Annotated in this window: 14 protein-coding genes and 1 tRNA gene; 11 read left to right on the forward strand and 4 right to left on the reverse strand. The window is 63.5% G+C overall.

The genetic code is table 11. The features are described from left to right. Nucleotides 1-10 precede the first annotated feature (10 nt). From KK137_RS03900 to rimM, 5 genes are all read left to right on the forward strand, one after another. Complete coding sequence (locus tag KK137_RS03900; RefSeq protein WP_214534717.1) at nucleotides 11-334, forward strand: TIGR02300 family protein; 324 nt, start codon at nucleotides 11-13, stop codon at nucleotides 332-334. A gap of 97 nt (nucleotides 335-431) precedes the next feature. Beyond that, nucleotides 432-507, forward strand: a tRNA-Ala gene (locus KK137_RS03905). Nucleotides 508-635: 128 nt separating this feature from the next. Then, complete coding sequence (gene ffh / locus KK137_RS03910) at nucleotides 636-2105, forward strand: signal recognition particle protein (RefSeq protein WP_214534718.1); 1470 nt, start codon at nucleotides 636-638, stop codon at nucleotides 2103-2105. A 34-nt stretch (nucleotides 2106-2139) separates the two neighbouring features. Further along, complete coding sequence (rpsP, locus tag KK137_RS03915; protein ID WP_214534719.1) at nucleotides 2140-2694, forward strand: 30S ribosomal protein S16; 555 nt, start codon at nucleotides 2140-2142, stop codon at nucleotides 2692-2694. A 3-nt stretch (nucleotides 2695-2697) separates the two neighbouring features. Next, nucleotides 2698-3189, forward strand: coding sequence for a ribosome maturation factor RimM (gene rimM / locus KK137_RS03920; protein ID WP_214534720.1), 492 nt, complete (start codon nucleotides 2698-2700; stop codon nucleotides 3187-3189). Here the strand turns inward: rimM and KK137_RS03925 are convergent. Beyond that, nucleotides 3186-4094 carry an NAD(P)/FAD-dependent oxidoreductase gene (locus tag KK137_RS03925; protein WP_214534721.1) on the reverse strand — a complete coding sequence of 303 codons (909 nt, stop codon included), beginning with the start codon at nucleotides 4092-4094 and terminating at the stop codon, nucleotides 3186-3188. The two genes, rimM and KK137_RS03925, sit on opposite strands and share 4 nt — an antisense overlap. Before the next feature lie 37 nt (nucleotides 4095-4131). Beyond that, complete coding sequence (locus KK137_RS03930; RefSeq protein ID WP_214534722.1) at nucleotides 4132-4446, reverse strand: hypothetical protein; 315 nt, start codon at nucleotides 4444-4446, stop codon at nucleotides 4132-4134. 100 nt (nucleotides 4447-4546) lie between these two features. Here KK137_RS03930 and KK137_RS03935 point away from each other — a divergent pair, with 100 nt between their 5' ends. From KK137_RS03935 to KK137_RS03960, 6 genes are all read left to right on the forward strand, one after another. After that, nucleotides 4547-5455, forward strand: coding sequence for a LysR substrate-binding domain-containing protein (locus tag KK137_RS03935; RefSeq protein WP_214534723.1), 909 nt, complete (start codon nucleotides 4547-4549; stop codon nucleotides 5453-5455). Further along, nucleotides 5455-6186 carry a tRNA (guanosine(37)-N1)-methyltransferase TrmD gene (trmD, locus tag KK137_RS03940; protein WP_214534724.1) on the forward strand — a complete coding sequence of 244 codons (732 nt, stop codon included), beginning with the start codon at nucleotides 5455-5457 and terminating at the stop codon, nucleotides 6184-6186. The genes KK137_RS03935 and trmD overlap by 1 nt, the downstream gene beginning before the upstream one ends. A gap of 10 nt (nucleotides 6187-6196) precedes the next feature. Beyond that, the gene (rplS, locus tag KK137_RS03945; RefSeq protein ID WP_214534725.1) at nucleotides 6197-6574 is read left to right on the forward strand and encodes a 50S ribosomal protein L19; all 378 of its coding nucleotides are present in this window, start codon (nucleotides 6197-6199) and stop codon (nucleotides 6572-6574) included. A 95-nt stretch (nucleotides 6575-6669) separates the two neighbouring features. Beyond that, nucleotides 6670-7695: an aspartate-semialdehyde dehydrogenase gene (locus tag KK137_RS03950; RefSeq protein ID WP_214534726.1), complete on the forward strand. Its 1026-nt coding sequence runs from the start codon at nucleotides 6670-6672 to the stop codon at nucleotides 7693-7695. A gap of 2 nt (nucleotides 7696-7697) precedes the next feature. Next, on the forward strand, nucleotides 7698-8141 hold the full coding sequence (locus tag KK137_RS03955; RefSeq protein WP_214534727.1) for a GNAT family N-acetyltransferase: 444 nt from the start codon (nucleotides 7698-7700) through the stop codon (nucleotides 8139-8141). An 87-nt stretch (nucleotides 8142-8228) separates the two neighbouring features. Continuing rightward, nucleotides 8229-8813, forward strand: a complete 585-nt coding sequence (locus KK137_RS03960) for a hypothetical protein (RefSeq protein WP_214534728.1) — start codon at nucleotides 8229-8231, stop codon at nucleotides 8811-8813. A 12-nt stretch (nucleotides 8814-8825) separates the two neighbouring features. Here the strand turns inward: KK137_RS03960 and KK137_RS03965 are convergent, their stop codons facing one another. Next, a complete protein-coding gene (locus tag KK137_RS03965; protein WP_214534729.1) occupies nucleotides 8826-10415 on the reverse strand; it encodes an MDR family MFS transporter in 1590 nt (529 codons plus the stop codon). 2 nt (nucleotides 10416-10417) lie between these two features. Then, nucleotides 10418-11476: an HlyD family secretion protein gene (locus KK137_RS03970; protein WP_214534730.1), complete on the reverse strand. Its 1059-nt coding sequence runs from the start codon at nucleotides 11474-11476 to the stop codon at nucleotides 10418-10420. Between the last annotated feature and the right edge of the window lie 91 nt (nucleotides 11477-11567).

Raw genomic sequence — 11567 nt, forward strand, 5'->3', positions numbered from 1 at the left:
GGACACATTCATGGTCAAGCCAGAGTGGGGCGCCAAGCGTAGCTGCCCCAAGTGCGGTGAGCGCTTCTACGATCTCCAGAAGGACGAACCGGTCGTCTGCATCGAATGCGGCAACCAGTGGTATCCGGAGCCGGTGCTCAAGTCGAAGCAGCCGATTCCGTTCGAGGAAGTCCAGAAGGTCGAGAAGGTCGAGGACGCCGACGCCGATCTCGCTGACGACGATCTGGAAGATATCGACGAAGGCGAGGATTCGCCGGACAACGATGTCGACCTTGGCGGAGACGACGATCTCGGCGTTCCCGGCGCTGGTGATGGCGAAGACGACGAAAACTGATAAATTGGGGCTTGCGAAGCGGAGGAGTCGCTCATAAAGGGCCCTCCTCCCGCAAGGGATGGCGCACCACCCAGGATGCGCCGAGACGAAATGGCACGGGGCCTTAGCTCAGCTGGGAGAGCGCTACAATGGCATTGTAGAGGTCAGCGGTTCGATCCCGCTAGGCTCCACCATTCGTCGCTAAAGTATTGAAATAGGCCATGCCCGTTGCATGGTTCCAGTACCTGATCTGCACGCTGGCTGACGAGGTTTCGTCCGCCGGCGTTTTTGGCTTTCGGGCCAGTTTGGAGTGACGCGAGGCATGTTCGACACACTGTCAGATCGCCTGACCGGGGTCTTCGATCGCCTGCGCGGTCGCGGCGCGCTGAACGAGGCCGATGTCCGTGAAGCGATGCGCGAGGTCCGCATCGCGCTGCTCGAAGCCGATGTCGCTCTGCCGGTGGCGCGCAAGTTCATCGATGCGGTGACGGAAAAGGCCATCGGCCATCAGGTGCTGCGCTCGGTTACGCCGGGCCAGCAGGTGGTCAAGATCGTCAACGACGAACTGGTCGCTATGCTGGGCGGCGAGGAATCATCGCCGCTCACGCTCGAAGCCAAGCCGCCCGTCGTGATCATGATGGTCGGTCTTCAGGGCTCAGGTAAGACCACCACCACGGCCAAGCTCGCCAAGCTGCTCAAGGAAAAGCACGGCAAGAAGGCGCTGATGGCGTCGCTCGACGTCAACCGCCCGGCCGCGCAGGAGCAGCTCAAGGTGCTCGGCGACCAGGTCGATGTGCTGACGCTGCCGATCATCTCCGGCCAGCAGCCGGTCGACATCGCTCGCCGCGCGCTCGAATCGGCGAAGCTGCAGGCGATCGACGTGTTGCTGCTCGATACTGCCGGCCGACTCCACGTCGACGAAGCGCTGATGGCGGAGATGAAGGCCGTCGCCGCCGTCGCGACGCCGACCGAAGTTCTCCTCGTGGTCGATTCGCTGACCGGCCAGGACGCGGTCAATGTGGCCCAGAGCTTCTCCGACGAAGTGCCGCTGACCGGCGTGATTCTCACCCGCATGGACGGCGATGCCCGCGGCGGCGCGGCGCTGTCGATGCGCGCGGTCACGGGCAAGCCGATCAAGTTCGCCGGTACGGGCGAGAAGCTCGACGCGATCGAACCGTTCCACCCGGGCCGTGTGGCCGGGCGCATTCTCGGCATGGGCGACATCGTCTCGATCGTCGAGAAGGCCGCTCAGGTCATCGAGAAGGAAGATGCCGACAAGCTCGCCGAGCGGATGCTCAAGGGCCAGTTCGACATGAACGACCTGCGGACCCAGCTGCGGCAGATGCAGCAGATGGGCGGTCTCGGCATGCTCGCGGGCATGATGCCGGGCATGAAGAAGGCCAAGCAGGCGATGGCTGCCAGCGGCATGGACGACAAGGTGCTGATCCACATGGACGCGATCATCGGCTCCATGACGCCCAAGGAGCGCCAGCGGCCCGAACTCATGAATGCCAAGCGCAAGAAGCGCGTCGCGGCCGGCGCGGGGATGGAAGTTCAGGACGTGAACAAGCTGCTCAAGATGCACCAGGAAATGGGCCGCGCGATGAAGCAGATCAAGAAGATGGGCGGGCTCAAGGGCCTCGGCGCTCTGTTCGGTGGCGGCGGCGGGATGGGTGGTCCCGGCGGTGCCGGAGCGGCTGCTCTGGGCGGCCCCGGCGGCGGGCTTCCCGGCCTTGGCGGAGGGGCGGGGCAACTGCCCTCCAATCTGCAGGACCTGCTCAAGAAGAATTGAAATTCAATAGTTTGAATCGGAAAGGTAAGTACCCATGGCAATTGCACTCAGGCTCTCGCGCGGCGGTAACAAGCGTCGCCCGTACTATCGTATCGTCGTCGCCGACACGCGCAGCCCGCGTGACGGCAAGTACCTGGAGCAGATCGGCACCTACAACCCGCTGCTCGCCAAGGACGACGCCAACCGCGTCAACCTGAATGAAGACCGCGCCCGCTACTGGCTCGGCGTCGGCGCCCAGGCGACCGACCGCGTTGCCCGTTTCCTCGATGCCGCCGGCATCAAGGAGCGTGCCGCTCGCAACAACCCGAAGAAGGCCGAGCCGGGCGAAAAGGCCAAGGAACGCGTTGAAGAGCGCGCTGCCAAGGCTGCTGCCGCCGAGGAAGCCGCCAAGGCCGCCGAGGAAGAAGCCAAGGCTCCGGCCGCTGAGGAAGTGACCGAGGAAGTGGCTGCTGAAGCCCCGGCTGAGGAAGTGGTCGCAGAAGCTCCGGCCGAAGAAGCCGCTGCCGAGGAAGCTCCGGCCGCTGAAGAAGCGACTGCGGAAGAAGCTCCGGCTGCTGAAGAAGCCGGCGAGGAAAAGGCCGAGGGCTGATCCTTGGCCGAAGACAAACCCGTCACGCTCGCCGCCATCACCGGTGCGCACGGCGTGACGGGCGAAGTCCGCCTCAAATTGTTTGGCGAAGGGCTGGAGGCACTCTCCACCCATCGCCAATTCAATGATGGCGCGCTGACGCTCAAGAAGTTGCGCGACGACGGCAAGGGCGGCGCCATTGCTCGCTTTGCCGAAGTGCCCGATCGCACAGCCGCTGAAAAACTGCGCGGCACGGCGCTGGCCGTTCCGCGTTCGGCGCTCCCGGCATTGGGTGAGGGCGAATATTATCACGCCGATCTGCTCGGCCTTGCGGCCGTGACCGAAACCGGCGAGCCACTAGGTTCGGTGATCGCGGTCGAGAACTATGGCGCGAGCGATGTGCTCGAGATCGAACGCCCCGATGGCAAGCGCTTCATGGTGCCGATGCACACTGAGGCGGTGCCGGAGTGGAATGACGAGCGACTTGTCGTATCGGCGGCCTTCGCAGAGGGCTAACGCCTGAGCGGTTTCAGTTCGCCCAGGTAGTTCCTGATCGCCGTCGCCGCGACGCCGCCTTCGCCCATGGCGTGGCTTATCTGGTCGAGGCCTTTGACCACATCTCCCGCCGCGAACAGCCCCGGAACGTTTGTGCGCTGATGCGCATCGACCACCAGGCAGCCTTCCTTGCTGACCTGCGCCCCGGCCTGGGCAGCAAGGTCCGACCGGACCCTTGAGCCCAGTGCGGGGTAGACGCTATCGAACCGCATTCGCCCGTGGGCGGTGTCGAACGCCAGCAGGTCGCCCTCGATCGCGTAGTCGCCGCAAGGACCCTTCAATCGGGTGACGCCGGCCTGATCGAGTTGAGCGGCACATTCGGGGTCCAGATCGTGCTCCGCCTCAGGCGAAACCAGCGTCACGTCCCGCGTATAGCCGCGCAGGAACAGCGCTTCGGCCGTGCCATGGCTTCCGGTACCGATGACAGCCACGCGTTTGTCGGTGACCTCGTAACCATCGCAGATCGGGCAGTAGCGCAGCAGTCCGTTGGCAAGAGCCTGGGCGTGAAGCACCTCCTCCATTCCCGAGGGGCGATTGTTGACCACTCCCGTCGCGACGAGGACAGTTCGCGCGGGGAAGTCTCGTCCCTCGACGCTCACGGTGAAGCCTTGGTCTTCCGGCGAAATCCTGGTCACGCGGGCTAACTCACGTTCGGCGCCATACAGTTCCGCCTGCTCCGCCATGCGCCGAAGTAGTTCCAGGCCCGAGATGCCCTCGGGAAACCCGGCGTGATTGTGCGTGCAGGGGATCAGCGCCGCCCGGCTCGAGCCGCAATCGAACAGCCGGATCGAGAGATGAAACCGCGCGAGATAAATCGCTGCTGTGAGACCGGCCGGGCCAGCGCCGACGATGATGCAATCTTCCATCGGCGCTGCAACCCGGGCGGGCAGCGAATGGTTCCGCTCATGCGAGTTCGGGAGCGGACACTTCGGTATAAACCGGACCTGCGAAGACCGGTTGAGGTGCGATCACAGTCGCCACGCCGCCGGTGAAGATCACCGCCGTGATGACCGCGGCCGCCAATCCGCTCAGCAGAGCGTGCGTTGCCGGGGAGGCCTGATGGTCCGGCCGCAGGCGGGCGCGTTTTGCATAAGCGGTGTCTATTGTGGTCGGGCGCCGGCCAAAGCGCTCGCGGATGCGGGCGATCAATCGGTCGACACCTTGCGATAGGGCCGTGTGGTGGTCGTTCCACTGGCGCATGTAAACTTCGTCTTGCATTTCGTTTCCCCTTCGACTGCTCGGTTAGATGCACCCTTGGAGCCGCCAATTCTAACAAAAGGGTTGGGCAGAGCCATAAGCGTGGCTTATAGACGTGGGCATGGACAGGCTTCCCTCCCTGCCGGCCATCCGCGCTTTCGAGGCGGCGGGTCGGCACGAGAACTTCTCTCGCGCCGGGGAGGAGCTGGGCATGACGCAGGCCGCGATCAGCTATCAGATCCGGCACCTCGAAGACTGGATCGGGCGGCAGCTCTTCGTGCGCGAAAAGGGTAGGGTGAGGCTGACGGATACTGGGAAGCGGCTCTTGCCGGCCGTTTCGTCCAGTTTTGCCAACATGATCGATGCCTTCGCCGCCATGCGAGCGGAGGACGAGGACGTCCTTGAAATCAATACGGCCGTGTCGTTCGGCGGGACCTGGCTCAGCTCGCGGATCGGACGGTTCCAGGTACGCTACCCTGACCTGGCGGTGCGCATCTCGCTGTCGAATGAGGTCGTCGATCTGGCCCGAGGCGGGGTCGATGCGGCCATTCGGGGTGGGCGCGGCCCGTGGGAAGGTTTGCGCAGCGATTTCCTGGTACGCATGCATTTCACGCCGATCTGCACGCCGGCTTTCCTCCGGGAAAACAACATCACCAAGCCGGAAGACCTGCTTCATGTGGAGCGCTTCGCTCCCAATGATTCGCTTTGGGCGGGATGGTTCGCCAAAGCCGGCATCGGGGCGCCAGAACCCAAGCAAGGCATCGTGCTCGACAGTCAGCTTCAGGAAGCCACCGCCATGCTCGGCGGTTCGGGCATCTCGATGATGACGCCGATGTTCTGGAAGGCCGATCTCGACAGCGGGCGGCTGGTGCAGCCCTTCGACATTATTTACCTGTCCGGCTCTTCACACTGGCTGGTACACCCCGCCAACCGCGTGGGAGTGCGCAAGATCGAGCGGTTTCGCGAGTGGCTCCAAGAGGAACTCGCGGCCGACCGCGGCACACTGCCGGAAATTTGGAAACCGCTTTAATGACCTTCGCTGCGACGATCCTGACGCTCTACCCGGAGATGTTTCCCGGGCCGCTGGGCGTATCCCTGGCGGGCCGCGCGCTCTCGGAAGGAGCTTGGTCTCTGGAGACGGTGCAGATCCGCGACTTCGCCGCCGACAAGCACCGCACGGTGGACGATACGCCCGCCGGAGGTGGGGCGGGGATGGTGCTCAAGGCGGACGTACTGGCAGCCGCCATCGATCATGGGCGATTGCTTCAACCGCGGTGCCCCGTTCTGGCCATGACCCCCCGCGGTAAGCCGATCACTCAGGAGAGGATCCGCGAACTGGCAGCGGGGCCGGGAGCGACGATCCTGTGTGGCCGGTTCGAAGGTTTCGACGAGCGGATTTTCAAGGGCCGGGATGTCGAGGAGGTCAGTCTTGCCGACATCGTCCTGTCAGGCGGAGAGCCCGCCGCTTTGGCCATTCTCGACGCTTGCATTCGCCTGCTTCCCGGCGTAATGGGCGCGCCTTCAAGCGGAGCCGAGGAATCCTTCGAAGAAGGACTGCTCGAATATCCGCAGTATACCCGACCTGTCGAATGGGAAGGGCGCACGATCCCTGAAGTGCTGCGATCGGGGGATCATGCGAAGATCGCCGCATGGCGTAAAGCCATGAGCGAATCTGACACACGGTCACGCAGGCCGGACCTTTGGGAGCGCCACGGTGGTGCTCGGGACCGATCTGCCTCTGGCGCGCGGCGCGATGATTGAGGAACCCAAGATGGGTCTGATTCAAGAGCTCGAGGCCGAGGCCATCGGAGCACTCACCGAGGGGAAGACCATCCCCGAATTCCGCCCGGGCGATACGCTGCGCGTTGGCGTGCGCGTCGTTGAAGGCGAGCGTACCCGCGTTCAAAACTACGAAGGCGTGTGCATCGCCCGTTCGAACCGCGGCATCAACAGCAATTTCACCGTCCGCAAGATGAGCTTCGGCGAGGGCGTAGAACGCGTCTTCCCGCTGTACTCGCCGAACATCGACAGCATCGAAGTGGTGCGTCGCGGTGTCGTGCGTCGTGCGAAGCTGTACTACCTGCGCGGCCGGACCGGCAAACGGGCTCGTATTGCGGAGCGCAAGCAGACCGTGAGCCAGGAGGGCTGAGGCCCTACCGCCGAAACAAACAAGTTTCACGAAGGCGCCCTGGCTCAACAGCCAGGGCGCCTTTTTCTTGAGCGATTTTATCGAGGGTGAGTCAGATGGGTTATCGGGTAGCGGTAGTTGGTGCGACGGGGAATGTCGGGCGCGAGATGCTCGCGATCCTCGCCGAACGTGAGTTTCCGATGGACGAGGTGGCGGCGGTCGCCAGTTCGCGTTCGCAGGGTCTCGAAGTCGAGATCGGCGACACCGGCAAGATGGTGAAGTGCCAGAACATCGAGCATTTCGACTGGGCCGGCTGGGACATCGCCCTGTTCGCGGCGGGCTCGGGTCCGGCCAAGGAATATGCTCCCAAGGCGGCAGCCGCGGGCTGCGTCGTGATCGACAACTCCTCGCTCTACCGCATGGACCCCGACATTCCGCTGATCGTGCCCGAGGTGAACCCTGACGCGATCGACGAGTACAAGAAGCGCAACATCATCGCGAACCCCAACTGCTCGACCGCACAGATGGTCGTGGCCTTGAAGCCGCTGCACGACGCGGCGACGATCAAGCGCGTGGTCGTCAGCACCTACCAGTCGGTATCCGGCGCCGGTAAGGCAGGCATGGACGAGCTGTTCGAGCAGAGCCGCGCGATCTTCGTCGGTGACCAGGTGTCCGTGAACAAGTTCACCAAACAGATCGCCTTCAACGTGATCCCGCACATCGACGTGTTCCTCGACGATGGTTCCACCAAGGAAGAGTGGAAGATGGTGGTCGAGACCAAGAAGATCCTCGATCCCAAGATCAAGGTGAACGCCACTTGCGTGCGGGTGCCGGTGTTCGTCGGCCATTCGGAAGCGATCAACATCGAGTTCGAGAACGAGATTTCGGCCGAACAGGCGATGGACATCCTGCGCGAGGCGCCGGGCGTCATGCTCGTCGACAAGCGTGAGGACGGCGGATACGTCACCCCGATCGAATGCGCGGGCGACGGCGCGACTTACGTCAGCCGCGTGCGCGAGGATCCGACGGTCGAGAACGGCCTGACGATCTGGTGCGTCTCCGACAACCTTCGCAAGGGCGCTGCGCTCAACGCCGTGCAGATCGCCGAGCTGCTCGGCCGGCGTCACCTGAAGAAGGGCTGACCTTGGCCGCTGGTCTCCGTTTTGCTCCGCTCGAACCGGATCCGGTCCTGTTCGACCCGGAGCAGACCGGAGACTTCGCCAAGGAACTCGCCAAAGAGGCCGCCAAGGAACAGCTGCCGCCCTGGTGCAGCTGGATCGGTTGGCTCGACGGGATCCCGGTGACCATGGGCGGGTTCACCGGGCCGCCAACCGAAGATGGCACCGTCGAAATAGGCTACCTCACGTTCACCGACCATCAGGGGCGGGGCCATGCCACGGCTCTGACCGGTTTCCTGGTCGCCACGGCGCGGCGGGGGGGTGTTGCCAGGATCATCGCCCACACCCTGTCCGAACCCAACGCCTCAACTCGGGTGCTCGAAAAGAACGGTTTCGTCCGTGACGGCGAAGCTCATGATCCCGATGCGGGAACGGTCTGGCGATGGAGCCTCTGCGTCGCCGAGGCCTGACCTGGATCGACTGGTGCCCGGCAGTGAGGTCCATTGACCGCCGCCACCCGATTGCCGCACTATTCCCGAGAACCAGGGGATTGCGCGATGCCCGGTGAAGTTCATACGGAATTCTATCTTCATATCCGCGTTCTGATCAGCCTGGTCCTGGGCCTAGGGCTGACGCGCCTGCTCACGGGCATTTCCCGACTGATCGAACATCCCGACCGCCTGAAGGTCTATCCAACCCACCTGCTCTGGGTGGCGATCCTGATCGTCACCATCATGCATTTCTGGTGGTGGGAATTCGCCCTGATCCGGCTCGAGTGGAACTTCGCGCTGTTCGCCTTCGTGCTGATGTACGCGTTCCTGTACTTCCTGCTCGCCTGCGTGCTCTTCCCCGAGGACATGAAGGAGTACTCCGGCTTCGAGGACTACTTCATCTCCCGAAGGCGATGGTTCTTCGGTCTCTTCGCCGTCACGTTGGTGGCCGATTTCATCGATACGCTGGTAAAGGGCGGACGGTATCTCGAGGCGCTGGGGCTGGAATACAAAGTCCAGGTAGGCGTGATGATCGTCATGTGCGTCGCGGCCATGGTCACCGCGAACCGACGCTTTCATCTGGCGTTTGCTACCGTCTACCTAGTCTACATGATTAGCTGGATCGTGCGCGCGTACTGGAAGATCGCCTAGACCGGTTGGTCCTCAATGTGACGGTGGCTCGGGCGGCGCGGCGGGACCAGTGCTGCGCCGCATCAGCAGCACAAGAGGCACCGAGGCGAGGCTCAGCCACATCATCAGCCAATAGTCGTCGACATAGGCAATCATGGCCGCCTGGCGGGTGACTTCGGCATCTAGGATGCCGAGCGCCGCCTCGCCATACTGATTGAAGCGCTCCAGCGACGTGAGGTCGACCATTCCGGTAACCGCAGGGGTGACGTGCGCTGCCAGATCGCTGTGGCTGGTCTGCGTGTTGCGCGTCAACAGGGTGATCATGACCGAAATGCCGATCGAGGAACCGACCGAACGGGTCAGGTTGAGCAGGCTCGATCCGTCGGTGCGCAGGCGGGGCGACAGCGTGGCGAAAGCGGTGGCCTGCAAAGGAATGAACACCAGACCGATGCCAAGGCCCTGGATCAGGCCCGAGAGGACGATATGATAGCGGTCGACCCCAAGCGACCAACCGGCCATTTGGTAAAGCGACCAAGCGCCGATCAGAAAGCCGATCGAGACCATCCAGCGCGCGTCGACGCCCTTGCGCATGAGCAGGCCGGACAGCTGCATCGAGATCAGCACGCCAACGCCACGGGGCATCAGCACCATGCCTGTATCTACCACGTCATAGCCGAACAGGCCCTGCAACATGGGCGGAATCAGCGCCATCGTGGCGAACATGACTGCGCCGATGACCACCATGAAGATCAGGGCGACGACGAAGTTGACGTTCGCAAACAGCTGGCGGTCGAACAACGGTTGCTCGGCCGTGGCGAAGTGGATCACCGCGATCCATGTGCAGGACAGGATCAGGAACAGGTAGAGCCAGCTTTCGAGCGAGGAGAACCAGTCGAGCTGGGCTCCGCGGTCGAGCAGGAGCTGGAGCGAGCTCAAGGTCAACGCGATCATCGCAAAGCCGAACAAGTCGAAGCGCCGCTTAATCACCTCGCGCGAGGGCAATTGTGCGAGGAGGATCACGAGGCACAGCGCGCCAACCGGCACGTTGACGTAGAAGACCCAGCGCCAACTCCAGTTTTCCGTGATCCATCCGCCAAGGACCGGGCCGAGGATCGGGCCGATCATGACCCCCATGCCCCACAGGGCGATGATCTGCGACTGACGGCTGGGCTTGGTCGTGTCGAGCAGCGAGCTCTGGCTGAGCGGCGCGATAAAGGCACCCGCGACGCCTTGCAGCGCGCGGAAGATGACCATTTCCTCGAGATTCTGGGCCATGCCGCACAGCATCGAGGCGACCACGAAGCCCGCGACCGACCAGATGAATAGCCGGCGCGAGCCAATGCGATCCGCCAGCCAGCCTGTAATCGGCATGGCGACGGCCGAGGCGATGATATAGCTCGTCAGCACCCAGCTGACCGTGTCCGGCGTCGCGCCGAGCGAGGATTGCATGTGCGGGATCGCGACGTTGGCGATCGTCGTGTCGAGCACCTGGATGAGCGAGGCCGTCATGATGCCGATGACCAGCAGGAACTGGTTCTCGACCGGTAGGTGCGCGACGTCCTCTATCTGGCCGGAGGCGGCGCTTGGGCCAGCGGAAGGGGCGCGAGCGGCCTTGGTGGCCATCGTCAGGGATTACGGCCGGTGTGGACCGTCACTTCGGCTGAGAGACCGGCAATCAGGGGGCGGGCACTCTTCTCATCGAGCCTGATTCGCACCGGGACACGTTGCGTCACCTTGACCCAGTTGCCGGTGGCGTTCTGCGCCGGAAGGACCGAGAACTCCGAACCCGTGCCCGCGCCGATCGAGGCGACGTGGCCGCGCAGGACGAGATCGGGATAAGCATCGAAACGGACATCGGCGGCCTGACCGACCTGCATCTGGTCGAGGTCGGTCTCCTTGAAGTTCGCCTCTACGTAGGAGCTGGTGTCGGCAACGATCGTGAGCATCGGCAGGCTGGTTACCGCCTGCTGGCCGATCTGCAGCCGGTCGGCCTGGGCGACACGGCCGGCAATCGGCGCGCGGATTTCGGTCCGGCGCAAGGCGAGCTCTGACTCGGCCCGCCGGGCCTCGGCCGCGGCAATTTGTGGGTTCTGCCCCGGAACCGCCGCACCTTGAGCCAGCTTGGCCCGAGCTTCGCGCTGGTTAGCTTCGGCCAGCCGCAGTTGCTCACGAGCCTGGGCGACGGCGTGTTGCGCCGCCTCGTAATCGGCCTTGGTGGTGAAGCCGCGTTGCCACAGGGCTTCCTGGCGATTGAGCGTGGCCTGGGCAAACGCGATATTCTCTCGCGCGGCGGCAATGTCGGCGCCGGAGAACTCACTGGCATTGGAGAGCGCCGTCACGTTGGCCTGGGCCGTCGCGATCGAGGCTTCCGCTTCGGCCATCTGCAGGCGATAGGGCTCCGGATCGATGCGGAACAGCAGATCGCCCGCCTTGACTTCCTGCCCTTCCTTGACCGCCACTTCGACGATCTTGCCGACGATTTCGGCGCTGACCCCGACCATGTCCTGCTTCAGATAGGCGTTGTCTGTCGTGACCTTGCCCTGCAGGCCCTGCCAATAGATGAAGCCACCGATCAGGAAAGCCAGTGGAAAGGCAATCATCAGGGCAAGCTTGCCCCATCGCCGGGGCGGCTTGGCGCTTTCGACGACGTTGTTCTCTAGCAATTGCGGATCTGCTTCCGCCATCGGGTTTTCAACTCACGTGAGATCGTTCGAAACGGTCAGATAGGCTAACAGGATCGGCCTAACAACTGACAGACAGGCAAATTATTGGCAA

It is taken from the genome of Croceibacterium selenioxidans (assembly GCF_018599195.1).
GTDB classification, from domain to species: Bacteria; Pseudomonadota; Alphaproteobacteria; order Sphingomonadales; family Sphingomonadaceae; genus Croceibacterium_A; species Croceibacterium_A selenioxidans.

Excerpts from the sequence above, each read along its gene's own strand:
- KK137_RS03930 (WP_214534722.1), bottom strand. The coding sequence starts at position 4,446 with ATGCAAGACGAAGTTTACATGCGCCAGTGGAACGACCACCACACGGCC.
- KK137_RS03965 (WP_214534729.1), bottom strand. The coding sequence starts at position 10,415 with ATGGCCACCAAGGCCGCTCGCGCCCCTTCCGCTGGCCCAAGCGCCGCC.
- KK137_RS03960 (WP_214534728.1), top strand. The coding sequence starts at position 8,229 with ATGCCCGGTGAAGTTCATACGGAATTCTATCTTCATATCCGCGTTCTG.
- KK137_RS03900 (WP_214534717.1), top strand. The coding sequence starts at position 11 with ATGGTCAAGCCAGAGTGGGGCGCCAAGCGTAGCTGCCCCAAGTGCGGT.
- KK137_RS03950 (WP_214534726.1), top strand. The coding sequence starts at position 6,670 with ATGGGTTATCGGGTAGCGGTAGTTGGTGCGACGGGGAATGTCGGGCGC.
- KK137_RS03935 (WP_214534723.1), top strand. The coding sequence starts at position 4,547 with ATGGACAGGCTTCCCTCCCTGCCGGCCATCCGCGCTTTCGAGGCGGCG.
- rplS (WP_214534725.1), top strand. The coding sequence starts at position 6,197 with ATGGGTCTGATTCAAGAGCTCGAGGCCGAGGCCATCGGAGCACTCACC.
- KK137_RS03970 (WP_214534730.1), bottom strand. The coding sequence starts at position 11,476 with ATGGCGGAAGCAGATCCGCAATTGCTAGAGAACAACGTCGTCGAAAGC.
- trmD (WP_214534724.1), top strand. The coding sequence starts at position 5,455 with ATGACCTTCGCTGCGACGATCCTGACGCTCTACCCGGAGATGTTTCCC.
- ffh (WP_214534718.1), top strand. The coding sequence starts at position 636 with ATGTTCGACACACTGTCAGATCGCCTGACCGGGGTCTTCGATCGCCTG.
- rpsP (WP_214534719.1), top strand. The coding sequence starts at position 2,140 with ATGGCAATTGCACTCAGGCTCTCGCGCGGCGGTAACAAGCGTCGCCCG.
- KK137_RS03925 (WP_214534721.1), bottom strand. The coding sequence starts at position 4,094 with ATGGAAGATTGCATCATCGTCGGCGCTGGCCCGGCCGGTCTCACAGCA.